Origin of the sequence: Tabrizicola sp. (assembly GCF_041919135.1) — a bacterium.
In the GTDB taxonomy this organism is placed as follows: domain Bacteria; phylum Pseudomonadota; class Alphaproteobacteria; order Rhodobacterales; family Rhodobacteraceae; genus Tabrizicola.
Genome location: NZ_JAYRUJ010000006.1, coordinates 1 through 21,604, shown reverse-complemented (window position 1 = coordinate 21,604; position 21,604 = coordinate 1). Strand labels below are relative to the sequence as shown.

26 protein-coding genes are annotated in these 21,604 nt (G+C 67.6%); 19 read left to right on the top strand and 7 right to left on the bottom strand.

The annotated features are described in order from the left end of the window. Positions 1-234: 234 nt before the first annotated feature. The 8 genes from ACE3UA_RS06315 (at position 235) to ACE3UA_RS06280 (ending at position 6,956) form a co-directional block, all read left to right on the top strand. Positions 235-879, top strand: a complete 645-nt coding sequence (locus tag ACE3UA_RS06315; RefSeq protein WP_374643576.1) for a response regulator — start codon at positions 235-237, stop codon at positions 877-879. 420 nt (positions 880-1,299) lie between these two features. Continuing rightward, on the top strand, positions 1,300-1,704 hold the full coding sequence (locus ACE3UA_RS06310; RefSeq protein ID WP_374643575.1) for a hypothetical protein: 405 nt from the start codon (positions 1,300-1,302) through the stop codon (positions 1,702-1,704). A gap of 35 nt (positions 1,705-1,739) precedes the next feature. Then, positions 1,740-2,273: a hypothetical protein gene (locus ACE3UA_RS06305; RefSeq protein WP_374643574.1), complete on the top strand. Its 534-nt coding sequence runs from the start codon at positions 1,740-1,742 to the stop codon at positions 2,271-2,273. A 2-nt stretch (positions 2,274-2,275) separates the two neighbouring features. Continuing rightward, the gene (locus ACE3UA_RS06300) at positions 2,276-3,604 is read left to right on the top strand and encodes a CsgG/HfaB family protein (protein ID WP_374643573.1); all 1,329 of its coding nucleotides are present in this window, start codon (positions 2,276-2,278) and stop codon (positions 3,602-3,604) included. A 137-nt stretch (positions 3,605-3,741) separates the two neighbouring features. Continuing rightward, the gene (locus ACE3UA_RS06295) at positions 3,742-4,371 is read left to right on the top strand and encodes a hypothetical protein (RefSeq protein ID WP_374643572.1); all 630 of its coding nucleotides are present in this window, start codon (positions 3,742-3,744) and stop codon (positions 4,369-4,371) included. Positions 4,372-4,432: 61 nt separating this feature from the next. Then, positions 4,433-5,062 carry a hypothetical protein gene (locus tag ACE3UA_RS06290; RefSeq protein WP_374643571.1) on the top strand — a complete coding sequence of 210 codons (630 nt, stop codon included), beginning with the start codon at positions 4,433-4,435 and terminating at the stop codon, positions 5,060-5,062. Positions 5,063-5,122: 60 nt separating this feature from the next. Further along, positions 5,123-6,016: a hypothetical protein gene (locus tag ACE3UA_RS06285; protein ID WP_374643570.1), complete on the top strand. Its 894-nt coding sequence runs from the start codon at positions 5,123-5,125 to the stop codon at positions 6,014-6,016. A gap of 298 nt (positions 6,017-6,314) precedes the next feature. Next, positions 6,315-6,956, top strand: a complete 642-nt coding sequence (locus ACE3UA_RS06280) for a response regulator (RefSeq protein ID WP_374643569.1) — start codon at positions 6,315-6,317, stop codon at positions 6,954-6,956. A 48-nt stretch (positions 6,957-7,004) separates the two neighbouring features. Here ACE3UA_RS06280 and ACE3UA_RS06275 read toward each other — a convergent pair whose 3' ends face one another. The 3 genes from ACE3UA_RS06275 to ACE3UA_RS06265 are packed head-to-tail and all read right to left on the bottom strand — an operon-like array spanning position 7,005 to position 10,005. Next, positions 7,005-7,763, bottom strand: coding sequence for an ABC transporter ATP-binding protein (locus ACE3UA_RS06275; RefSeq protein ID WP_374643568.1), 759 nt, complete (start codon positions 7,761-7,763; stop codon positions 7,005-7,007). Further along, a complete protein-coding gene (locus ACE3UA_RS06270; protein WP_374643567.1) occupies positions 7,757-8,827 on the bottom strand; it encodes a FecCD family ABC transporter permease in 1,071 nt (356 codons plus the stop codon). Before ACE3UA_RS06270 ends, ACE3UA_RS06275 begins: the two co-directional genes overlap by 7 nt. Before the next feature lie 53 nt (positions 8,828-8,880). After that, on the bottom strand, positions 8,881-10,005 hold the full coding sequence (locus ACE3UA_RS06265; protein WP_374643566.1) for an ABC transporter substrate-binding protein: 1,125 nt from the start codon (positions 10,003-10,005) through the stop codon (positions 8,881-8,883). Between the two features lie 135 nt (positions 10,006-10,140). Between ACE3UA_RS06265 and ACE3UA_RS06260 the strand changes: the two genes are divergently transcribed. From ACE3UA_RS06260 to ACE3UA_RS06245, 4 genes are all read left to right on the top strand, one after another. Continuing rightward, complete coding sequence (locus ACE3UA_RS06260; RefSeq protein WP_374643565.1) at positions 10,141-10,920, top strand: class I SAM-dependent methyltransferase; 780 nt, start codon at positions 10,141-10,143, stop codon at positions 10,918-10,920. Positions 10,921-11,147: 227 nt separating this feature from the next. Beyond that, positions 11,148-11,750 carry an HdeD family acid-resistance protein gene (locus ACE3UA_RS06255; protein WP_374643564.1) on the top strand — a complete coding sequence of 201 codons (603 nt, stop codon included), beginning with the start codon at positions 11,148-11,150 and terminating at the stop codon, positions 11,748-11,750. Positions 11,751-11,753: 3 nt separating this feature from the next. Beyond that, on the top strand, positions 11,754-12,605 hold the full coding sequence (gene ygiD / locus ACE3UA_RS06250; RefSeq protein ID WP_374643563.1) for a 4,5-DOPA dioxygenase extradiol: 852 nt from the start codon (positions 11,754-11,756) through the stop codon (positions 12,603-12,605). Positions 12,606-12,684: 79 nt separating this feature from the next. After that, positions 12,685-13,164, top strand: a complete 480-nt coding sequence (locus tag ACE3UA_RS06245) for a universal stress protein (protein ID WP_374643562.1) — start codon at positions 12,685-12,687, stop codon at positions 13,162-13,164. A gap of 49 nt (positions 13,165-13,213) precedes the next feature. Here ACE3UA_RS06245 and ACE3UA_RS06240 read toward each other — a convergent pair whose 3' ends face one another. Continuing rightward, positions 13,214-13,600 (bottom strand): DUF302 domain-containing protein, encoded by a 387-nt coding sequence (locus tag ACE3UA_RS06240; protein ID WP_374643561.1) that lies wholly within the window; start codon positions 13,598-13,600, stop codon positions 13,214-13,216. Positions 13,601-13,783: 183 nt separating this feature from the next. On the opposite strand from ACE3UA_RS06240, the gene ACE3UA_RS06235 reads away from it, so the two are divergent. From ACE3UA_RS06235 to ACE3UA_RS06210, 6 genes are all read left to right on the top strand, one after another. Beyond that, positions 13,784-15,529 (top strand): DNA polymerase III subunit gamma/tau, encoded by a 1,746-nt coding sequence (locus ACE3UA_RS06235; RefSeq protein WP_374643560.1) that lies wholly within the window; start codon positions 13,784-13,786, stop codon positions 15,527-15,529. Continuing rightward, the gene (locus ACE3UA_RS06230) at positions 15,526-15,990 is read left to right on the top strand and encodes a GNAT family N-acetyltransferase (RefSeq protein WP_374643559.1); all 465 of its coding nucleotides are present in this window, start codon (positions 15,526-15,528) and stop codon (positions 15,988-15,990) included. Before ACE3UA_RS06235 ends, ACE3UA_RS06230 begins: the two co-directional genes overlap by 4 nt. Positions 15,991-16,044: 54 nt before the next feature. Next, a complete protein-coding gene (locus ACE3UA_RS06225; RefSeq protein WP_374643558.1) occupies positions 16,045-16,398 on the top strand; it encodes a YbaB/EbfC family nucleoid-associated protein in 354 nt (117 codons plus the stop codon). Then, the gene (recR, locus tag ACE3UA_RS06220) at positions 16,398-16,994 is read left to right on the top strand and encodes a recombination mediator RecR (protein ID WP_374643557.1); all 597 of its coding nucleotides are present in this window, start codon (positions 16,398-16,400) and stop codon (positions 16,992-16,994) included. Before ACE3UA_RS06225 ends, recR begins: the two co-directional genes overlap by 1 nt. A 105-nt stretch (positions 16,995-17,099) precedes the next feature. Beyond that, entirely contained in the window at positions 17,100-18,005 is a 906-nt protein-coding gene (accD, locus tag ACE3UA_RS06215) for an acetyl-CoA carboxylase, carboxyltransferase subunit beta (protein WP_374643556.1), read from the top strand. Then, complete coding sequence (locus ACE3UA_RS06210) at positions 18,002-19,279, top strand: folylpolyglutamate synthase/dihydrofolate synthase family protein (RefSeq protein WP_374643555.1); 1,278 nt, start codon at positions 18,002-18,004, stop codon at positions 19,277-19,279. Before accD ends, ACE3UA_RS06210 begins: the two co-directional genes overlap by 4 nt. Before the next feature lie 81 nt (positions 19,280-19,360). Here the strand turns inward: ACE3UA_RS06210 and ACE3UA_RS06205 are convergent, their stop codons facing one another. Next, the gene (locus ACE3UA_RS06205) at positions 19,361-19,987 is read right to left on the bottom strand and encodes a TetR/AcrR family transcriptional regulator (protein ID WP_374643554.1); all 627 of its coding nucleotides are present in this window, start codon (positions 19,985-19,987) and stop codon (positions 19,361-19,363) included. 64 nt (positions 19,988-20,051) lie between these two features. Continuing rightward, positions 20,052-20,219, bottom strand: a complete 168-nt coding sequence (locus ACE3UA_RS06200; protein WP_374643553.1) for a hypothetical protein — start codon at positions 20,217-20,219, stop codon at positions 20,052-20,054. A 156-nt stretch (positions 20,220-20,375) separates the two neighbouring features. Between ACE3UA_RS06200 and mbfA the strand changes: the two genes are divergently transcribed. After that, complete coding sequence (mbfA, locus tag ACE3UA_RS06195; protein ID WP_374643552.1) at positions 20,376-21,353, top strand: iron exporter MbfA; 978 nt, start codon at positions 20,376-20,378, stop codon at positions 21,351-21,353. A 3-nt stretch (positions 21,354-21,356) separates the two neighbouring features. Here mbfA and ACE3UA_RS06190 read toward each other — a convergent pair. Further along, positions 21,357-21,604 (bottom strand): hypothetical protein (locus ACE3UA_RS06190; RefSeq protein WP_374643551.1); only part of this gene is annotated, 248 nt, incomplete at its 5' end.

The following is a 21,604-nucleotide window of genomic DNA, read 5'->3' as shown; positions in this document are numbered from 1 at the left end:
CGCCCTGACGGATGCGGTCGCTGATAGCGAAGGCATTGGCAGCGCAATCGATGGGGTGGCTTTCATCCGACAGCATCACAGGTCGGCGCGAAAGTTTATGCGTGGCCAACCATTGGCCGCCTGCCATTCCCGGAATGATCCGCCAATGACCAATGGGAGTCCCCGGCGTCAAATATGCGTTCCGTTCCAGATTAAACGCAGTCCTACAAACTACTCGCACAACGAGAAAATCCGATGACCGAATCCGATCCGTCCACGAGGAGACTGCGCGTTCTGATTGCCGATGACCACCGGATGATTCTGGACATGCTCGCGCTATTCCTTTCGACATCTGCGGGATTACAGGTGACCGTGGCGAACGACCTGGACGATGCGGTGCTTCAGGTACAGCAGAGCGGGCCCTATGACGTCGTGCTGCTCGATCTCAACATGCCGGGAATGAACGGCGTCCAAGGCCTGCGCCGGATGGTGCGGCTGAACCAGGGTCATCCGGTCGGCATCCTCACCAGCAGCCCTACGGCGCGAATGACGGACGAGATTCTGAACTCGGCCGCTGCGGGAATCGTGCTGAAGACGACACCGTTCCGCAGCCTGGCAAATGCGATCCGCTTCATGCATGCGGGCGAGCGCTACCTGCCGATGGACCTGATGCGCCGCAGCTCCGAGCAGCTGCGCGAAGCACGCAAGAGCGAGCTGAGCGAAAGGGAAAACAAGGTGCTTGAGTATCTTGTCGGGGGGCAGACGAACAAGGCTATTGCCGTCGAGATGCAGTTGGCCGAGCCGACGGTGAAGATGCATGTCACCGCGATCTGCCGCAAGTTGGGCGCGCACAACCGGACGCATGCTGTCGTGCTGGCGCGTGATCTGGGTCTGGTCTGAGCCGGCTGGAATGCCGGCCGGGTCGGGCGTCAGCGCGACTGGGCAGGGCCGGCAGGCTCCGGTATTCCCGCCTCCCATCTCCCATGGTCCGAGACCGGCTGGCGGGAACGGCGACCCCGTGCGGGCAAGGCTGGAAGATGAGGCGGACATCGGGCCGCCACCGGACTAACCGCTTCATCCGTCCGAAGCCTCATCGCCGGCGCCACCCCATAGTGTCCACCATCGATGGCGGGCACCCTCGTCCCGCGAGCGTTTGGTCGGGCCGGACGCTTTCGGCGCAACGATCGCCATGACGGCATCCATTCGGACGGTACGAAATCCTTTTGCGCAGTGGATTGCCGACAGGTCACGGGCGAAACAGAAAATTCCACGAGATTTCCTGCGCTTGGCCAAGGCCGGGCCGTCGCCATAGGGGCCATGATGCCGAAATATCAGATCGTCTTGCTGACCATAACCGGCATTGCACTTGTGGGCTGCGCGCCGCAGCGGCCGCTGACCTCCGAGCAGGTGGTCTATTGCGTTCAGGCACCGCCGGCGGGTTACGTGCTTTCACAGGACAAATGGGACCCCTATCTGGTCCCCTGCCCGGTCGTGGTTCCAGCCGTCCCGCCCGTCTCGCCGGACCTGCCCGACCCCAAGCCGGGTCCGACACCGACGCCGAATCCGAATCCGCCGCCGTCCCGGCCGACCGGCGTGACGACCGCCAACACCGAGGAGACCTATGCGGGGATCAACGGCCGTGAGGTCGTCGCCGGCACGGACAAGACAGGTGTCCATATCGACCGGAATACCGGCGACATCTCGTTCGACAAGTTCGGCAAATGACCCCCGCGCGTCTGTTCATCCTCCGGTCACTGCGAATGGCGGCCTTGCTGACCCTGGCCATATCCGCCCCCGCCGCGGCGCAGAACTATTCCAGCGCGGGGCAAAGCTGGGCCGGCGTCTTCGGCTTCAACACCGCGAGCGACCGCAGCGTGGCCCTGCAGCGGGCCGAGGCGATCCGCAATGCCGAGGAGGGCGACCCGCAGGTCGTCTACAATACGAACAACTACAACGACAACCGCTCGAACTACATCGAGGTGGATTCGGGCGGCGGCACGATCAGCGGCTCGACCCAGATCGGCGATGCCATCGGCGAACAGACCTATTCGGTGGGCGCGCTGAACACCGGCTCGACCACGATCACCGTCGAGGGGGACAACAACAGCCTGGTGGCCAACAACACCGCCGAATCTTCGGGCTGCGTGGATGGCTCGATTGTGCACAGTTCGACGACCACCTCGCCGGGTGCGGCCGATGCCAATGCCTATGGCGGCTTGGGAAGCAGCTATACGCTGCCCTATGTCACCGTGACGGACAGCGGCCAGGTGAATTCGGCCTGCGCGATCCCCTGACCATGCGCCCGACCCTGGCCCTGTACCTTCTGCTGGCCCTTGCGGCCTGTGCGGTGCCGACGCCGGGCGCGGTCACCCCCAAGGGGAAGAACGCCGAGATCGTGAAGGGTCCGCCGATGCAGGACATCGTGACCGATTTCGACCGGGCGCTGATCTGCATGAAGGGAAAGTTCCCCAAGCGCCTGTCCTTCGGGGTCGGGACGATCGCCGATACCACCGGCAAGGAACAATATGCGGACAGCGGCACCGGCAAGCTGGTGTCGCAGGGGGCGGGCGACATGGTGCAGTCGGCGCTGTTCCGGGCCGGGCTGACGGTGGTGAACCGCCGGGACCCGAACATTCCCCTGGCCGAGAACAACTGGGGCATCCGCAACATCCGCACGCAGATTCCTGCCGACCTGTTCATCTCGGGTTCGATCAACAGCCTGGATTTCATCCCCGGCGGCGGGGCCGAGCTGAGCGTCGCCGGCGTCGGTCCGCGCTACAGGCAGAACCGCGTCCTGATCGGGCTCGATCTGGCGCTGACCGATGCGAACACCGGCCGCATCGTAGCCAATGTCCCGCTGCAGAAGCAGCTTTACGAGAAGGAAATCGGCTTCGAGACCAGCCGCTACCTTGGCGAGACCCTGGTCGAGGCCGACATCGGCGGAATGGAGCGCGAGGCGCTGCAACTGACGCTGCGCCAGATGATGAGCTATGCCGTGTTCGAGCTTCTGGCGCAGACGCTGGACGCGGATGCCGCGGCCGACTGCCGGGCCGAGATCAAATCCATCGACGCCGCGCCAAGCGGGATGCTGTCATCCGGAGATGGCAGCACGCTTCGCGAGATCACCGCCGCGGCGGATGAGGCAGCGGCGGCGCGCAAGGGGTCACCTGCGGCAGCGGGTGCGGCCCCGACCGGGGCGGGCGGGGGAGGGTCCGCCCCGGCCAGCGCGGCCCCCGCCCCGCAACCGGCCCCGCAGAAACCTGCCGCGGCCAGCCCGCCCGCGGCACGTCAGCTGGCGGGGAACGCCACCGCCTATGCGGCAAGGGCGATTGCCGCCGCCGACCGTGCCGCCCGCTCCAAGACCGCCGAGGAGGCCGAAAAGGCCGCGACGGAAGCGGAAATGAACATGGCCATGGCGGTCAAGACATTGAAAGAGGCTGCGGCCGCCGGATTGACCGGCCCCGAGGGCGACGCCGCCGCCACGCTGGTGGAACAGGCCATCGTCGTCGCGCAGGAGGCCCGCCGCCTGGCCAAGGCCAAGGCCGCCGCCCCGACATCCGAGTCGCCCGGCGCGCCGGGACCAGATGACAAGAAGCTTGGAGGGACCGGCATGCCGACACCCTGAAGGCGGCCGGGCCGCCCCATCGACCTACCCTTCGGGTGCCCCACACCCGAAGGGCAAGACCGGCCCCTCCTCGCGCCGGGTGCAATCGCTGTTTCCCATGGGGGTGGGAAACGGTCAATCAGGACAGGAAACTTCAAATGAAGAAACTCCTTGCAACTACCGCTCTGGCCCTTGTCGCCCTTTCGGGCGCGGCTTCGGCCCAGTCGGTTCTCGAGCGGGTACTCGACCAGATCGACGGCTCGTCCAACATGGAGACCGTGAACGGCGTCTTCGCCAACATCGCCGAGAACATCGGCACCGTGGGCGACACCGGCGAGATGCTGACGGCCATCGACGGGTCGATCACCAACCTGCTGAGCGGCTTCGATGGCCCGACTGCCGATGTGAACAACGCCGTCACGGCCGTCGAGCAGGTCACGGTCGACCTGGGCGACATGGCCACCACCGTCCTCGGCGCGGTCAACACCGGCGACATCACCCTGGGCGTGAACCAGGACGTGAGCGAGGCGATCGCCGGCACCTCCTCGGCCGTCTCGAACGCCATCGACCAGCTGGGCGGCTCGGCCGACACCTCGGCGATCGTGTTGAACGTGGCGTCGAACGCGACCGACATCATCGGCTCGGTCAACACGACCTTCGACGGGCTGAACGGCTCGCTCGGCGACGTGGCGACCACGGTCCTCGGCGCGGTCAACACCGGCACCATCACCTCGGGCGTGAACTCGGCGGTGGAAGGCATCCAGTCGGGCATCGTCGGCACGCCCTGAGCATGAACCCATCTCCCCGCGGCGCAGGTCGCGGGGAGTCCCCAAATTCATGAGGTTCGAAATGAACAGACTGCTTCTGACCACGGCCCTTGGCCTGGCCCTGAGCGCCGGTGGCGCGCAGGCGCAATCCGTCCTGGAGCGCGTCCTGGGCAAGATCAACGGCAACACCAACATGGAAACGGTGAACGGCGTCTTCGCCAACATCGCCGAGAATATCGGCACCGTGGGCGACACCGGCGAGATGCTGACGAAAATCGACGGCTCGATCACCAACCTGCTGAGCGGCTTCGACGGCCCGACCGCCGATGTGAACGGCGCCGTCCTGGCCGTCGAGCAGGTCACGGTCGACCTGGGCGACATGGCCACCACCGTTCTGGGCGCGGTCAACACCGGCGACATCACCCTGGGCGTGAACCAGGACGTGAGCGAGGCGATCACCACCAAGTCCTCCGCCGTCGCGGCGACGATCGAGCAGCTGGGCGGGTCGGTCGACTCCTCGGCGCTGGTGCTGAACGTGGCGTCGAACGCCACCGACATCATCGGCTCGGTCAACACCACGATGACCGGCCTGAACGGCAGCATGGGCAACGTGGCGACCACCGTCCTTGGCGCGGTCAACACCGGCACCATCACCTCGGGCGTGAACGCAGCCGTGAACGGCATCCAGTCCGGCATCGTCGGCACGCCCTGAGGATGACATCGGCCCCGGCCCGCAAGGCCGGGGTCTTCCCTGGAGGCACGGAGGTCCGAGATGCTGCGCGACGCTTCGGCTTTGTCCTGCCGTCTTCTGGCCGTTGCCGCGCTGGTGGCAGCCAGTGCGCCCCCGGCCCGGGCCAACGGCTCGATCCTGGAGCGCGTGCTCCGGCTGATCGAGGCGCAGGACTTCTCGGCCGTGTGCATCAACTCGGCCATCGCGATGGAGGGGTTGCACGACGCCGCGCTTACGCTTCAGCCGGGGCAAGAGGTGGTGGTGGGCTTCGATGCCCTCGGCAATCCCGTCACCGCCACGGCGGGCGCGACGGGGCTTTGGGTCGATGACGCGGCGGCGGGCGGCATCGCCGCGGGGCTGGCGCGGGGACTTTATCCGGTGGGCAGCGCGCTGTATTCGCTGCCGCCGGCCGGGCAGCTGTCGCTTTGGCAGCAGGATGCGCAGGGCAGCGCGCTGCGTGAGGCGCGTGGTCTGATCGCGGGACGGGTCGACGGGCGCATCGGCATTGCCGCCCTGGCCGACGACCTGCAGTTCGCACAGTTGGGCGCGGCCGCCGTCACCGACCGGGCCGTTGCTGCCGCCACCGGGCGGGTCATTGCTTCGACCGTGCTGGGCGTGTCGAACGCAGGCACGGTATTGAGCGGGCTGACATCCGAGGCGCTGGTGCCCGACCTTTCTTCGGTGACCATGGGGGCGACGGGACGCATCGACCAGGCGATCGCAGCCGGCGGGGTCGAGGCGCTGGCGCAGTCGAGCCGTTTTGTCGCGGGCGGAGAGGGCCCCTCGCTGGTCGCGCTGAACCTGGGCAGCAACGCGCAGGACGTCACTGGTGCGGTGCGACTGCAGGTGGAGCGGGTCGCGGTGCAGGTCGGCGCCATTGCCCCGACCGTCCTGGGGGCCGTGAACGACGGGCTTATCGTCGCGGTCGCGCCGTGACCGAAAGAGAGCCCATGGCAAACCTATGCCCTCACCCGTTTCGACCGGGGGGCCGATACTCTGTAGCTGCACTTGGCCCTAACCGACTGCCCTTTCGGCCGAGATGTCCGTCGGGCGCAAGCCTGTACCTTGGCGCCCGGATTTCCGGGCGCCCTTTTCCCATAGGCGCATCCGGGCTGCGCTGGCCATCCAGTTCCGAATGGCACGCGAACCTGTCTTTCGTCAGTCTCGATTGATTTGATCGTTCGGCCAGGTAACGTCGCCGACCGAAAGCCGGAACGCGACGCCGGCTGCACAGGTGAGAGTCATCTCCTTCATGTCCGAGTTCATCGACGTCCTCATTGCTGACGATCATACCCTTGTGGCCGAGGCGGTGGCCCATATCCTGCTGCGCGAGGGTGATTTCGTTGCGCGCACGACGCGCTGCCTCGACGAAGTTCTGGCGGCCCTCGGGGAGCGGAGCTTCAGCCTCGTCCTGCTGGACCTCATGATGCCGGGAATGGACGGCCTGCCCAGCATCGCACAGGTCGTCGCTGCGGCGAATGGCGCGAAGGTGGTGCTGTTCTCGGGGAACATCTCGACCGAATTTGCGCTCAAGGCCGTCAACGCCGGGGCCGCGGGCTATATTCCCAAGACCATGCCGTTGCGATCCTTGCCGGCCGCGCTGCGGCTGGTGTATTCGGGAGAGGTCTTCCTGCCCGCCGGGAGTGCCGAGGCCCCGGCGCAGGGGCAGGGCACAGAGGCGCGGCCGATGCTGAACGCGCTCCAGGCCCAGATCATGAAGCTGGTGCAGGAGGGCCGCACCAACAAGGAAATCGCCCGGACGCTGGAAAGCACCGAGATGGCGGTGAAGATGCATCTGCGCACGATCTTCGCCAAGCTGCAGGCCCGCAACCGGGCCCATGCCGTGACCATCGCACAGGGGGTGGGGCTGATCTGATGCGTTCGCCCGCAACGCGGTCAAGCGTCTCGTCGGTTCGACCCGATCCTACTCCTCCCGAACCGCCCGGTCCACGATCATCATCGGGCAGCCGCGCGAGCAGGTCTCCACCCTGGCCTCGATGCCGTAGAGCTGGCGGATCAGCTCTGGCCGCAGGGTTTCCAGCGTCGGGCCTGCGGCAACGATGCGGCCCTCCGCCACCGCGATGGTCATGGTGCAGGCGCGCATGACCTGGTTCAGGTCATGGAGCGCGAGGATCATCACCGAGCCGGTGTCGGCGGCGTAGAGGCGCAGGTAGTCCAGCACCTCGCACTGCCGATAAAGGTCAAGCGCGGAGGTCGGTTCGTCCATCAGGACGATGCGGGGTCGGCTTACCAGCGTCTGGGCAAGGGACACCAGCTGGCGCTGGCCGCCGGACAGTTCGGACAGGGGACGGCCGGAGAAGGCGGCGATCTTCAGGCCGGCAAGGATCTCGTCCACGGCGGCCAGTTCGCCCGCCCCCATCCGCCAGCCGCCCCGGCCCTGCTTCAGGGCAAGGATCACCGATTCATAGACGCTGAGCGCCGCGGTCATGCCGGTGTCCTGCGGCATGTAGCGAAGATCGTGCAGCCCGGCACCGACAAGCCTGACCTCTCCCCTGCCGGCCAGTTGCCCGGCGATCCGGCGGAAGAGCGTGGACTTGCCGGCCGCGTTGGCCCCGACCAGCGCGGTCAGGTGGCCCCCGGCGATCTCGGGTGTCGAAGCCTCGGCATAGACGACCTTGCGGCCGTAGCGCGCCTCGACCGCGTTCAGTTGCAGGCTTACCATTGGCGGCGTCCATGGGTGAAGATCAGGGTGGCGAAGAAGGGCACGCCGACCAGCGCGGTGATGATCCCGATCGGCAGGACCGCGCCGGGCAGGATCGCCTTGGACAGGACCGAGGTGGCCGACAGGATCAGCGCCCCGGCCAGGATCGAGCCCGGGAGGAAGAAGCGCTGGTCCTCGCCCAGCAGAAGCCGCGCGATATGCGGGCCGACGATGCCGATGAAGCCGATGGTGCCGACAAAGGACACCGGCACCGCCGCCAGCGCCGAGACGAGGATCAGCGTCTCCAGCCGCAGCTTGCGCACGGGAACCCCCATCGCGGCGGCGCGGGTTTCTCCCAGCCGGATCGCGGTCAGCGCCCAGGCGCGGCGCGCGAAAAGCGGGGTGACGATCCCCAGGATCAGCGCCGTCACGGCGACCTTGGTCCAGGTGGCCTTGGTCAGGCTGCCCATGGTCCAGAACACCACGGCGGCCAGCGCCTGTTCCGAGGCGAAATACTGCAGCAGCGCCAGAAGGGCGTTGAAGGTGAAGACCAGCGCGATGCCCAGAAGCACGATGGTCTCGACCGTCACGCCCCGCATGCTGGAGAGTGCGAAGATCAGCAGCGAGGCGACCATCGCCATCGCGAAGGCGTTGATCGGCACCATCAGCGCCAGCGCCGTCGGCACCAGCGCCACGCCCAGGACCATCGCCAGCGCCGCGCCAAAGCTCGCGGCGGCCGAGATCCCCAGCGTGAAGGGGCTGGCCAGCGGGTTCGCCAGGATGGTCTGCATCTGCGCCCCGGCAAGCGAGAGGCAGGCCCCGACCGTCACCGCCATCAGCGCCATGGGCATCCGGATGTCCCAGACCACCATGCGCATCTGCGCCTCGGCCTGCGCCGGTCGCAGAAGGGTGGCGACCACCTCTCCCAACGCATAGCGGGCAGGGCCGAGCGCGACATCGACGGCCACCGACAGCGCCAGAAGCAGGAACAGCCCGGCAAGGATCAGGATCCGCCGCAGGACAAGCCGGCGGTAGGGATGGCGGCCTGTCTCTGCGGGCACCTGGAGATCGGCGAGGCTGGTCATGGGAGGATCCCGAAAGGAGAGGGGGCGGCACGGGATGCGCCGCCCGGATGCGATCAGTTCAGCGAGACCCAGTAGCCGGGCCGATAGTCCACGGGCAGGAAGCGGCTGTGCAGTTCCTTCAGCGTGGCCTCGGGGTCGAGGTCGGCAAAGAGTTCGGGATGCAGCCACTTGGCCAGTTGCTGGACGGCGACGAAGCTGTAGGGGTTGTTGTAGAACTGATGCCAGATGGCGTGGACCCGGCCGGATTTCACCGCCCGCGTCCCGGCAAAGGCAGGGCGCTGCATCAGCCCGGCAAGCTTGTCCCTCGCCACCGCCAGGTCGGCGCCGGGCGCGACACCGACCCAGGCGCCGCCGGGGACATAGGCGTCCCAGTTGCCGCCGGTGACCACCACGACCTCGGGGTCCGAGGCGACGATCTGCTCGGCGTTCACCGTGCCGAAGGTGCCGGGAATGAAGGGCGCGGCCATGTTGGTGCCGCCCGCTTCCTCGACCATGCGGCCGAAATTCTCGGAACCGAAGGACATGCAGCAATCCTCGGAATAGCCGCCGGCGCGTTCGACGAAGACCAGCGGGCGGGGCAGCCCGGTCTGCGCGGCGATGACCGAGCGGACCTTCTCCATCTCGGCGGCGAAGAAGGCGTTGAACTCGGCCGCGCGGTCTTCCCGGCCGTAAAGCTGGCCGATCAGTTCCATCGACTTCATCGTGTTCTCGAAGGGCTTTTCGCGGAAGTCGACATAGACGATCGGGATGCCCACCGCGGCGAGCTTTTCCTCATACCCGGCCTCGTCGGTCGCGGCCTTGGCCTCGAGGTTCAGGATCATCACGTCGGGGTCCAGCGACACCGCCTGCTCGATGTCGAAGGTGCCCTCCTTGAAGCCGCCGAAGGTCGGGATCGCGTCGATCCCGGGGAACTGCTCCAGATAGGCGGCATAGCTGTCCGGATCGGCCTCTCTGAAGTCGTCGCGCCAGCCCACGACACGGGCGAAGGGATCCTCGGTTTCCAGGACGGCGGTGAAGAACGCCTGCCGCCCCTCGCCCAGGATCACGCGCTGGACGGGAGTCTCGACCTGCACCTGCCGTCCGGCAATATCGGTGAGGGTGACTGTGTCGGCTTGCGCGAGGCTGGCTGCGAACAGGCTCAGCGCGGTCGCGCCGAGCAGGGTGGGAAGACGGATCATCATGGCTCCTTGGTTGTCGCAGCAGGGGGCTAAATTTCCTTAGCGCGTTTGTCAACAATAGATTCCGACTTGTTTACTCGGAAATTGTCGGCTAACCACCGCAGGAACCGCCGGCAGGGTAACAGGCTGATCGCAATGAGCATTTCAACTTCCCCGACGAATCGTGATCTCAGGGACGAGATCCGGGATTATTGGTCCGACCGGGCGGCGACCTTCGATCAGGACCCCGGCCACAAGATCGCCGCGGGGGCCGAGCGGGGGGCCTGGATGGCGCTGTTCCGTCGCCATCTGGGCGCCGCCGAGGGACGGCGCCTTCTGGATCTTGCTTCCGGGACCGGAGAGATCGCGCTCCTCTGCCACGACCTGGGCTACCGCGTGACCGGACTGGACTGGGCCGAGCCGATGCTTGCCTGCGCCCGCGCCAAGGTCGCGGCGGCCGGGGCGCCGGTCACGTTCCTGCAGGCGGACGCCGAGCGCACCATGCTTCCCACGGCATCGCAGGATGTCATCGTGACCCGCCATCTGGTCTGGACGCTGGTCGATCCGCAGGCCGCCTTCGCGGAGTGGTTCCGGGTGCTGGCCCCCGGCGGCCGGCTGCTGCTGGTGGACGGGGATTTCGTGACGCGCAGCTTCCTCGGCCGTCTGCTGGCCCGCCTGGCCGGCCCTTCACATCCGCGATTCGGTGCCGAACTGGCGCGGCGCCATGCCTCGATATTGTCCCAGGTGCACTTCTCGGGCGGGGCGCGGGCCGAGACCGTTGCCGCGCTATTGCAGGAGGCCGGATTTCAGGAGATCCGCATCGACATGCGGCTGGCTGCCATCCACCGTGCGCAGGCGCGGGACCTTGGCCTGGCCAGATCACTCCTCCGCCGCAGCGAACACCGCTATGCGATCAGCGCAACCAAGGCAGGATAAGCACGGGATCGCCTGCTTGTCCCGCATTCCAAGGCCGCACGAATGTCGGTCCATTCCCCAAGCCATGGTCCCGGCGCGTGGCTGCCGGTCGCCAACCGCGTCGCGGCAAAACACTCCGCGCGCGACCTTGTGTCATTGAGATTTCCGCCTTGTGACCTAACATCACGGACAGGCCCGATCCTGCAGGGGCCAGCGTAGCCGGGTAAATCAAGGATACGAGGTTATCCATGTCAGACGGAGTCCCGACCAATGTCGACAGCCGCTCGGCGTTCTGTTCGCTTGCGCCCAACTGGAAGATGTTCGTCCTGCGCGGGGTCATCGCGCTGGGGATCGGCGTGCTTGCCTGGCTCCTGCCCGGCGAAGCGGTGATGGCGCTGACGCTGGTTTTCGGCGCCTTCTCCTTCGTCGACGGGGTCTTCGCGCTCTGGGCCGGGATCACCAACCTGCGCGCGGGCGAGCGTTGGGGCTGGCTGATCGCCAGCGGCCTTCTCGGGATCGCGACCGGCGTGGTGGTGGTGCTGTCGCCCTTCCTCGCGACCCTGGTCCTGGCGGTGTTCCTGTGGTCGATGGTTTCCTTCTGGGCGGTCGTCACCGGCGCGGCGCAGATCGCCGCCGCCATCCGCCTGCGCAAGGAGATCGAGGGGGAATGGGTGCTGGGCCTCAGCGGGGTGATCTCGGTCCTGCTGGGGGCGGCCGTGCTGTGGTTCATGCTCACCGCGCCCGAGGGCGGCATCCTGGCGCTGGGCTGGATGCTGGGGCTTTACGCGGTCCTGTTCGGCATCCTGATGATCCTTCTCGGCCTGAAACTGAAGCAACTGCGGGGCGTCTGACCGATGAACCAGGTCATGCCGGCGCTGTTTCTGGGCCATGGCAGCCCGATGAACACGCTAGAGGAGAACGGCTATACCCTGGCCTGGCGCCGACTGGGCAAGGCGCTGCCGCGGCCGCGCGCCGTCCTTGTGGTCTCGGCGCACTGGTTCATCGGCGCGACCGCTGTCACCGCCATGGCGCGGCCGCGCACGATCCATGACTTCTACGGCTTCCCGCAAGAGCTGTTCGACTTCGACTATCCGGCGCCGGGCCTGCCGGACCTGGCCGGCGAGATCGCCGAGGTGGTCAAGCCGCATTGGGTGGGGGCCGACCACGACCAGTGGGGCCTGGACCATGGCACCTGGAGCGTCCTGGCCCATCTCTTCCCCAAGGCCGATGTTCCGGTGGTGCAGCTGTCGATCAATGCGCTGAAGCCGATGGACTATCACCTCGACCTGGCCGGAAAGCTGAACAGGCTGCGCCGCCAGGGCGTGATGATCGTCTCCAGCGGCAACGTCGTGCACAACCTGCGCCGGATCGAATGGAACCGGCCCGATGCCGGCGCCGCATGGGCGCAGCGGTTCGACGACATGATCGCCCGCCAGATGACCGAGGCCCCGGCGGACATCCTGAAATCGCTGGAACATCCCGACTACGGCATGGCCGTGCCCACGCCCGACCATTTCATCCCGCTGCTCTATACCGCCGGGCTGGCGGCGGAAAAGGCGGATGCGAAGGCACTCTTGCGCGGCTATGCGCTCGGGTCGCTGTCGATGACCTGCTATGGCGTCGGCATGGCGGGCGTGGCCTGCGAGGAGGCCGGGGGCGCTGCCCCCCTGCCGCAGGGCGTGCCGCCGGACCAGACCAACATCTGAACCCCGGTCCGTAACAGGTTCATGCGTGATTGTCCGAAAGCCGTCCCGGGCGTATGATGTCAACCTATTGGGGCAATTGATGGAGACAGTCATGTATCGCACCATAGTGTTGGCGTATGACGGGTCTCTCGAAGGCAGGCTCGCCCTTCGCGAAGGGGCCCGGCTGGCCCAGATATGCAAGGCCCGTGTCGTCCTGGTCGCCGTCGTCGAGCCGGTGCCCGAGCTTTTCGTCGGCGATCTCAGCCCGGTCTATCTGTCCAGCGACAAGGCCGGCGAGATTCAGAAGATCCTTGATGAGGGCGTTCTGCGCCTGAAGCGCATGGGTCTTGTCCCCGAGGCGCGGCTGGAGCGAGGCCAGCCGGCCGAACGGATCACGGCCATCGCCCGCGAAACCGGCGCCGATCTGGTCGTTGTCGGCCACCACAAGCAGGGATCGCTGGCGCGCTGGCTGCTGGGGTCAGTCACCGCGACGCTGGTGGACACGCTTCCCTGCAGCCTGATGGTTGCCCGGCTCGATATCCCGGACGAGGTCCTGTTCGGAGAGGCCGCACCGGGCTGACCGGCTCGGGCCGCATCGTCCGATCGCGCACAAGAACGTGGCGGCGCCCTCAGATCGCCGCGACGGCCTTTGCCAGCAGGTCGCGCACCTCGCCCGCGACACGTTTCAGTTCCGCGTTCTCGATCGCCTGCATCGAGGCAACCGGGTCGATCGCGCTGACTTCCACTCCGCCCTCGGTCTCGCGCAGGATGACGTTGCACGGCAGCATCGCGCCCACCCTGGGCTCGATCCCGATGGCCTGATACGCCATTCCGGGATTGCAGGCCCCGAGGATGCGATAGGCGGGCATCTCGACATCAAGCTTCTTCTTCAGCGTCGCCTTGACGTCGATCTCGGTCAGCACGCCGAAACCGTTGTCCGCCAAGGCCTTGCGCGCCCGCGCATCGACGCTGTCGATGTCCTGGCCCGAAATCACTCGATTGATCGTGTACGTCATCAGCGCGTCCTTTCCTGCTTTGCCTGCAGACTCGCTTCTGGCTAGAACGCCTGCAGCATCATCCCGTTGCCGGCTTTCCGAAGGTTCGGCAATCCTGTCACATGGGGGGCAGCGTCGTGCGATGCAAGCGTGGGACAAAGCCCCTGCTTGCCCCTGCCGTCCGGCCCCGGCTAAGGTGGCGGCATGACTGACGCGACTCCCGCCTACCAGGTCCTTGCCCGCAAATACCGTCCCCAGACCTTTGCCGACCTGATCGGGCAAGAGGCGATGGTCCGCACCCTGAAGAACGCCTTCGCGGCCGACCGGATCGCGCATGCCTTCGTGATGACCGGGGTGCGCGGGGTCGGCAAGACCACCACCGCGCGGATCATCGCCAAGGGGCTGAACTGCGTCGGACCCGACGGCACCGGCGGCCCGACGACCGAGCCCTGCGGGGTTTGCGAGCCCTGCCGCGCCATCGCCGAGGGTCGCCATGTCGACGTGATGGAGATGGACGCGGCCAGCCGCACCGGGGTCGGCGACATCCGCGAGATCATCGACTCGGTCCACTACCGCGCGGCTTCGGCGCGCTTCAAGGTCTACATCATCGACGAAGTCCACATGCTCTCGACCGCGGCCTTCAACGCGCTTCTGAAGACGCTGGAGGAACCCCCGGCGCATGTGAAATTCATCTTCGCCACCACGGAAATCCGCAAGGTCCCCGTCACCGTCCTGTCGCGCTGCCAGCGTTTCGACCTGAAACGGATCGAACCCGAGGTGATGATGGCCCACCTTGCCAGGGTCGCCGACCTCGAGGGCGCCAGGCTCGCCCCCGATGCCCTCGCGCTGATCACCCGCGCCGCCGAAGGCTCGGTCCGCGACGCGATGAGCCTGATGGACCAGGCGATTGCGCACGGGGCAGGGGAGACGACGGGCGACCAGGTCCGCGCCATGCTGGGCCTTGCCGACCGGGGCCGCACGCTCGACCTCTTCGACCTGATCATGCAGGGCGACGCCGCGACCGCCCTGGCCGAACTCAGCGCCCAATACGCCGATGGCGCCGATCCGATGGCCGTCCTGCGCGACCTGGCCGAGATCACGCACTGGATTTCCGTCATCAAGATCAACCCGGCGGCGGCCGAGGATCCGACCACCCCACCCGACGAACAGACGCGCGGGCAGGACATGGCTTCCCGCCTGCCGATGCGGGCGCTGACGCGGATGTGGCAGATGCTGCTGAAGGCGATCGAGGAGGTCAGCCTTGCCCCGAACGCGATGATGGCGGCCGAGATGGCGGTGATCCGCCTGACCCATGTCGCCGACCTGCCGGACCCCGAGACGCTGGTGAAGAAGCTTGCCGACAGCCCGCGTCCCGCCGGGATGCCGGGCGGCGCCCCCGCTGGCGGCGGGACCGTCCACGCGCCGCGCCTCGCTCCCGTCCACTCCGCGCCCACGGGCGGCCCGGTGATGACCGCCGCCGCCCCGGTGCTGGCCGAAAGCCAGTTGCAGGTCTACGCCACCTTCGACCAACTGGTCGAACTGATCCGCGCCAAACGCGACATGCTGCTGCTGAACGAAGTGGAAACCGGCCTCCGCCTCGTCCGCTATGCCCCCGGCCGGATCGAGTTCGAACCCGCGCCCGGCGCGAAGCCCGACCTTGCCGCCCGCCTTGGCCAGCGCCTGCAAGGCTGGACCGGCGCGCGCTGGGGGGTGTCGGTCGTGGCCTCCGGCGGCGCGCCCACCATTGCCGAGGCGCGCGACCGCGAACTGGCGCAGGTGAAGGCCGAGGCGGCGGAAAACCCGCTGGTGCAGGCGATCCTGACCGCCTTCCCCGGCGCGAAGATCGCGGAAGTCCGCGCCCCCGAGGCCATCGCCGCCCAGGCCGCCGAGGCCGCGCTGCCGCTGGCGGAGCCCGAGGTCGGCGACGACTGGGACCCGTTCGAGGAATGACCCCTCGCCGCGCCTACCCCGGGGACGCGGCGACCCTTGCCCGGCTGAACGCGCATCTGCAAGGTTGGCACGCGGAACATTACCCCGGGACCTTCCACCCCCATCCAGACCCCAAGGCGCTGACCGCCCATTTCGCAGCGCGCCTGGCCGACCCCGCCGTCACCGCCTTCCTGGCCGGCGATCCTCCGGTCGGCTATGCCCTCTGCAGCCTGCAAGAGCGCGAGGCGTCGATCTTCTCGCCCGCGATCCGCCGCCTGATGATCGACCATATCGCCGTCGCCCCCGAGGCCCGGCGGCAGGGCCATGGCAAGGCGCTGCTGGTGGCCGCGCGCACCCTTGCCCGCAAGCTTCGGGTGGACGAGATCCTGCTCGACACCTGGGAGGGGAACGACGCGGCCCATGCCTTCTTCCGCGCCGAAGGGTTCTTCCCGCGCCGAATGCTGTTCCGCGCCACGCCCTGACCTTGCGCCGCCCGTCCCGCGCCCGTATCTCACTTGAAACGGACGGAGAACGAGATGCTGAAGGGTCTGGGTGCATTGGGCGGGCTTGGCGACATGGCCAAGATGATGAAGGCCGCCACCGAGATGCAGACGAAGATCACCGAACTGCAGGCCGAACTGGCCCGCACGGTGGTCATGGGAGAGGCCGGGGCCGGTCTGGTCAAGGCGCGCGCCACCGCCAAGGGCGAGGTGACGGGGCTGGACATCGACCCCTCGATCCTGGTCGCGAGCGAGAAGGAAGTGGTCGAGGACCTGATCCTCGCCGCGATCCACGACGCCCAGGCCAAGGCCAAGGCCCGCACCGACGACGAAATGGCCCGCCTGGCGGAATCGATGGGCGTGCCGCCCGGCGTGAAGCTGCCGTTCTGATGGCCGACGGCACCGGCATCGAGACACTGATCGAGTTGATGGCGCGCTTGCCGGGCCTCGGCCCCCGCTCGGCCCGCCGGGCGGTGCTGGTCATGCTGAAGAAGCGGGGGCAACTCATGGCCCCGTTGGCGCAAGCCTTGGCCGAGGTGGCGCTGAGCGCCAAGGATTGCCGGGTCTGCGGCAATATCTCGACGACCGATCTGTGCCCGATCTGCGCCGATCCGGCCCGCGCCACCGGCGAGATCTGCGTGGTCGAGGATGTCGCCGACCTCTGGGCGATGGAGCGCGGGCAGGCGTTCCGCGGCCGCTATCATGTGCTGGGCGGTACGCTCTCGGCGCTGGACGGGATCGGGCCCGATGACCTTGGCATCCCCCGGCTGGTCGCCCGGGTGGCCGAGGAGAACGCGCGCGAGGTGATCCTGGCGCTGAACGCCACCGTCGATGGCCAGACCACCGCGCATTACATCGCCGACGCGCTGGCGGGGACTGCGGCGCAGATCACGACCCTGGCGCAGGGCGTGCCGATCGGGGGCGAGCTGGACTATCTCGACGACGGCACGATCGGTGCCGCACTCCGGGCGCGGCGGCGGCTTTAGGCCGGGACCCGGGGCCGGGACCGCCCGCAGGCCCGTGTCGGATTGCATTTCTTCCCCCACCGGCATATCTGGAACACCTGACGCAAGGGGCAGAACAGGCGCCGCATGAACTGGATCACCAACTACGTCCGACCGAAGATCAACTCGCTGTTTTCCCGCCGCGAGGTGCCGGAGAACCTGTGGACGAAATGCCCCGAATGCGGGACGATGCTGTTCCACCGCGAGCTTTCGGCGAACCTGAACGTCTGCTCGACCTGCGATCACCACATGGCGATCACCCCGCGCGAACGGTTCGAGGCGCTGTTCGACGGCGGCATCTTCACCGAGGTGAAGGTCCCCGAACCCGTCGCCGATCCGCTGCATTTCCGTGACCAGAAGAAATATCCCGACCGGATCAAGGCCGCGCAAAAGGCCAGCGGCGAGAAGGACGCGATGCTGGTGGCCGAGGGCGAGGTGAACCGCACCCCGATCATCGCCGCCGCGCAGGACTTCAGCTTCATGGCCGGGTCGATGGGCATGTATGTCGGCAACGCGATCGTCGCGGCGGCCGAGCGGGCGGTGAAACTGAAGCGTCCGCTGGTCCTGTTCTCGGCCTCGGGCGGCGCGCGGATGCAGGAGGGGATGCTCTCCCTGATGCAGATGCCGCGCACCACCGTCGCCGTGCAGATGCTGAAAGAGGCGGGCCTGCCCTATATCGTCGTCCTGACCCATCCCACGACCGGCGGCGTCACCGCCAGCTATGCGATGCTGGGCGACGTCCAGATCGCCGAGCCCAACGCCCAGATCGGCTTTGCCGGGGCGCGCGTGATCGAGCAGACCATCCGCGAGAAGCTGCCCGAAGGCTTCCAGCGCGCCGAATACCTGCTGGACCACGGGATGCTGGACCGCGTTGTCCATCGCAAGGCGATGAAGGAAGAGCTGGTCACGCTGATCCGCATGCTGACCGGCCAGCCGCCGGCGATCCGGGGCGACCTGCCGCCGCCGGTCGAGAAGGCCGAAGCCGAAGCATGACCGCGACCCAGGGTTCCGACCTCATCCTCGAACGGATGATGACGCTGCATCCCAAGGTCATCGACCTGACCCTGGCGCGGGTCGAGCGACTGCTGCAGGTGCTGGGCCACCCCGAGCGCCGCATTCCCCCGGTGATCCATCTGGCCGGGACGAACGGCAAGGGCTCGACCCAGGCGATGATCCGGGCGGGGCTGGAGGCCAGCGGCGAGAAGGTCCATGCCTATACCTCGCCGCATCTGGCGCGCTTCCACGAACGCATCCGCCTGGCCGGGGAACTGATCTCGGAACCCGCGCTGACCGCGCTGCTGGACGAATGTGTGCGGGCGAACGGACCGGACGAGATCACCTTCTTCGAGATCACCACCTGCGCCGCCTTCCTGGCCTTTGCGCGGACTCCGGCCGACTGGACGCTGCTGGAGGTGGGCCTTGGCGGGCGGCTGGATGCGACGAATGTTGTGGACCAGCCCCGGCTGACCATCCTGACCCCGATCAGCCTGGACCATGAGGCCTTCCTTGGCGACACGATCGAGAAGATCGCCGCGGAAAAGGCCGGGATCATCAAGCGCGGCGTGCCGGTGATCATCGGGCCGCAGTCCGAGGCGGGGATGGCGGTGATCGAGGCCCGCGCCGCCCGGCTGGGTGCGCCGGTGCTGGCCTACGGACAACACTGGCATGTGTCCGAGGATCGTGGACGGCTGGTCTATCAGGACGAGAACGGCCTTCTCGACCTGCCGCTGCCGAACCTGCCCGGCCCGCACCAGATCCAGAATGCCGGGGCCGCCATCGCCGCCCTGCGCGCGCTTGGCCGCGACGAGGCCGCCTGCGAGGCCGCCGTGACCCGTGCCGTCTGGCCCGCAAGGATGCAGCGCCTGCGCCACGGCCCGCTGGTCGAGCTTGCGCCACGGGTGGAGCTTTGGCTCGACGGCGGCCACAACCCCGCCGGGGGCGAGGCGGTGGCGGCGACGCTGGCCCGGCTGCCCCGGCGCGAGACGCATCTGATCTGCGGCATGCTGAACACCAAGGACGTGACCGGCTACATGCGCCCGCTCGCGCCGCAGGTGACCCGGCTGCACGCCGTGTCGATCCCGGGCGAGAAGAACACCCTTCCGGCCGAGGCAACCCGCGACGCCGCGCGTTCGGCGGGGCTCGAGGCGGTGACGGCCGGCTCGGTGGCCGAGGCGCTGGCCGGGATCGCGGCGCTTGCGCCCGAGGCGCGGGTGCTGATCTGCGGCTCGCTCTATCTTGCGGGGACAGTGCTGCGCGAGAACGGATGACCGCGAAACGCTCGTCGATGCACTTCGTGCACTCCTCGCGGACCGGCCGACGAGGAGACGAAGTCGAACGAGGAGGGATCGTCAGCCCTTCACCCCATACCGCGCCAGGAACATGTCCACCGCGCCGTGCACGCTGCGATGGGCAAGCTCGGGTGTGATCGTTTCGGTCATGCCGAAGATCAGCTTCTCGTGGATCGACGCCTTGCACAGCTGCGCGAACTGGTCGGCCGCAAGATCGAGGTCGTCGATCCGCAGCGCCCCCTGCGCGACGTAGGATCCCAAGTGGTGCACCAGCCGCGCGTGGATCAGGCCCGGCCCGAAGTCATGGAACTGGCGGCCGAGACCCGGAAAACGCTCGCCCTCGCCCACCACGATCCGGAACATGCGCTGGCCGAAGTCGGACAGCTGGAACGCCACGATCCGCTCGGCCGCGATGGTCAGCGCGGTGCGCACCGGCACCTCGCCTGTGACCATGGCTTCGGCTTCCTCGGTCTGGCGGTGACATTCGCAGCGCGCCACTTCCAGGAATAGCAGCTGCTTGTCGGGGAAATAGGCGTAGATCGTCGCCTTCGACACCCCCGCTTCGCGGGCGATGTCGTCGACCGACGCCCGTTCGAACCCGTCGCGCATGAACACCTTGCGCGCGCCGTCCAGCACCTGGCCGAACTTGCGGCCGCGCCGGACCCGCTGATCGGAAATGACGTTCATCGCACACCCATGCCCCGACCATAGATGATCGGGGCCGGGCACAGCAAGCGGGCGGCGGCGCGGGTCACTCCTCGAGCTGGCACGCTTGTCCTTCCGCCGGACAATCCTTGGTGGACGGGCCGGTGATCGTCTCGGGAAAGCTGATCTGCGGCAGCAGGGTCGAGAGGGATTGCGCGGCGACCGGGCCGGAGAAGGTGATGGCAACGGCAAGGGCCAGCATGAGGCGGTGCATCTGAAGACTCCAATCTGAACTCATCGGTTCAGATTGAGGTTCTGAACTGACTGGTGCAGAATTGCAAGCACATTCTGAACTCATCAGTTCAGAACCCGCGATTGCGCCCGATGCGGGGATGGATAGATTAGAATCATTCCAGAAAGGAAACCCGCCGTGCTCTCCGCCCTGACCTTCCGCCGCCGCTTTTCGGACCTTTCCGAACAGGAAGTCCTCGCCCTCGCCATCTCCTCCGAGGAGGACGACGCCCGCATCTACCGCAGCTATGCCGAGCGCCTGCGCGGCGATTATCCCGCCTCGTCCCTGGTTTTCGAGGAAATGGCGCGGGAGGAGGACGACCACCGCAGCCGATTGATCGAGCTGCATCGCGCCCGCTTCGGCGAGATCATCCCGCTGCTCCGGCGCGAGCATGTCGCCGGGTTCTACGCCCGCCGCCCGGTCTGGCTGGCCGAGACGCTGCCCCTGGACACGATCCGGGCCGAGGCGCGGGCGATGGAGAAATCGGCCCAGGATTTCTACCTGCGCGCAGCCGCCCGGACCGGGGACGCGGCCACGCGCCAGCTGCTGGGCGATCTCGCTGCCGCCGAGGCCGGGCACGAGGCCCATGCCGAGGGGCTGGAAGCGCGCCACCTGACCGCGGATGTCCGCAGCGCCGAGGACCAGAGCGCGCGGCGCCAGTTCATCCTGACCTGGGTGCAGCCGGGGCTGGCGGGGCTGATGGACGGCTCGGTCTCGACCCTGGCGCCGATCTTCGCCACCGCCTTCGCGACGCAGGACACCTGGACAACCTTCCTCGTCGGCGCGGCGGCTTCGGTCGGCGCGGGGATCTCGATGGGATTTACCGAGGCGGCGCATGACGATGGCGTGCTCTCGGGCCGTGGCTCGCCGTTCAAGCGCGGGCTGGCCTCGGGCGTGATGACCGCGCTCGGCGGCCTTGGCCATGCGCTGCCCTATCTGATCCCGGATTTCTGGACCGCCACCACCATCGCCATCATCGTCGTCTTCATCGAACTCTGGGCCATCGCCTGGATCCAGAATCGCTTCATGGAGACGCCCTTCCTGCGCGCGGCGTTGCAGGTCGTCCTCGGCGGCGCACTGGTGTTTGCCGCCGGGGTGCTGATCGGGGGCGGCTGAGGCCTACCGCTGCGTCGCCACCCGGCGGGGTGTCACCTGGGCTTCCGTCGCAGGTTCCTGGCCCGGCGGGGCGATTTCCTCGCGCATCCCTTCCCCCTCGGGATGCAACTGCAGGGGCAGGAGCATCGGCTCGGTCGCCAGCGTTGTCAGGCGTTTCGGGCGGGTGATGGCCATCGAGGGGCGGGCGAGGTCCTGTTTCGGGCGGCTGCTGGCGTCGTTCACCTTGATGACGGTGAAGCTGATGTTGTCCT

What these genes read in the sequence shown, in the direction of transcription:
- ACE3UA_RS06230 (WP_374643559.1), top strand. Translation starts at nt 15,526, where the DNA reads ATGACCCCTCGCCGCGCCTACCCCGGGGACGCGGCGACCCTTGCCCGG.
- ACE3UA_RS06245 (WP_374643562.1), top strand. Translation starts at nt 12,685, where the DNA reads ATGGAGACAGTCATGTATCGCACCATAGTGTTGGCGTATGACGGGTCT.
- ACE3UA_RS06225 (WP_374643558.1), top strand. Translation starts at nt 16,045, where the DNA reads ATGCTGAAGGGTCTGGGTGCATTGGGCGGGCTTGGCGACATGGCCAAG.
- ACE3UA_RS06260 (WP_374643565.1), top strand. Translation starts at nt 10,141, where the DNA reads ATGAGCATTTCAACTTCCCCGACGAATCGTGATCTCAGGGACGAGATC.
- ACE3UA_RS06240 (WP_374643561.1), bottom strand. Translation starts at nt 13,600, where the DNA reads ATGACGTACACGATCAATCGAGTGATTTCGGGCCAGGACATCGACAGC.
- ACE3UA_RS06310 (WP_374643575.1), top strand. Translation starts at nt 1,300, where the DNA reads ATGCCGAAATATCAGATCGTCTTGCTGACCATAACCGGCATTGCACTT.
- ACE3UA_RS06255 (WP_374643564.1), top strand. Translation starts at nt 11,148, where the DNA reads ATGTCAGACGGAGTCCCGACCAATGTCGACAGCCGCTCGGCGTTCTGT.
- ACE3UA_RS06295 (WP_374643572.1), top strand. Translation starts at nt 3,742, where the DNA reads ATGAAGAAACTCCTTGCAACTACCGCTCTGGCCCTTGTCGCCCTTTCG.
- ACE3UA_RS06300 (WP_374643573.1), top strand. Translation starts at nt 2,276, where the DNA reads ATGCGCCCGACCCTGGCCCTGTACCTTCTGCTGGCCCTTGCGGCCTGT.
- ACE3UA_RS06200 (WP_374643553.1), bottom strand. Translation starts at nt 20,219, where the DNA reads ATGCACCGCCTCATGCTGGCCCTTGCCGTTGCCATCACCTTCTCCGGC.
- ACE3UA_RS06270 (WP_374643567.1), bottom strand. Translation starts at nt 8,827, where the DNA reads ATGACCAGCCTCGCCGATCTCCAGGTGCCCGCAGAGACAGGCCGCCAT.
- ACE3UA_RS06265 (WP_374643566.1), bottom strand. Translation starts at nt 10,005, where the DNA reads ATGATCCGTCTTCCCACCCTGCTCGGCGCGACCGCGCTGAGCCTGTTC.
- accD (WP_374643556.1), top strand. Translation starts at nt 17,100, where the DNA reads ATGAACTGGATCACCAACTACGTCCGACCGAAGATCAACTCGCTGTTT.
- ACE3UA_RS06290 (WP_374643571.1), top strand. Translation starts at nt 4,433, where the DNA reads ATGAACAGACTGCTTCTGACCACGGCCCTTGGCCTGGCCCTGAGCGCC.
- ACE3UA_RS06315 (WP_374643576.1), top strand. Translation starts at nt 235, where the DNA reads ATGACCGAATCCGATCCGTCCACGAGGAGACTGCGCGTTCTGATTGCC.
- ACE3UA_RS06205 (WP_374643554.1), bottom strand. Translation starts at nt 19,987, where the DNA reads ATGAACGTCATTTCCGATCAGCGGGTCCGGCGCGGCCGCAAGTTCGGC.
- ACE3UA_RS06275 (WP_374643568.1), bottom strand. Translation starts at nt 7,763, where the DNA reads ATGGTAAGCCTGCAACTGAACGCGGTCGAGGCGCGCTACGGCCGCAAG.
- ACE3UA_RS06235 (WP_374643560.1), top strand. Translation starts at nt 13,784, where the DNA reads ATGACTGACGCGACTCCCGCCTACCAGGTCCTTGCCCGCAAATACCGT.
- ygiD (WP_374643563.1), top strand. Translation starts at nt 11,754, where the DNA reads ATGAACCAGGTCATGCCGGCGCTGTTTCTGGGCCATGGCAGCCCGATG.
- recR (WP_374643557.1), top strand. Translation starts at nt 16,398, where the DNA reads ATGGCCGACGGCACCGGCATCGAGACACTGATCGAGTTGATGGCGCGC.
- ACE3UA_RS06285 (WP_374643570.1), top strand. Translation starts at nt 5,123, where the DNA reads ATGCTGCGCGACGCTTCGGCTTTGTCCTGCCGTCTTCTGGCCGTTGCC.
- ACE3UA_RS06305 (WP_374643574.1), top strand. Translation starts at nt 1,740, where the DNA reads ATGGCGGCCTTGCTGACCCTGGCCATATCCGCCCCCGCCGCGGCGCAG.
- ACE3UA_RS06210 (WP_374643555.1), top strand. Translation starts at nt 18,002, where the DNA reads ATGACCGCGACCCAGGGTTCCGACCTCATCCTCGAACGGATGATGACG.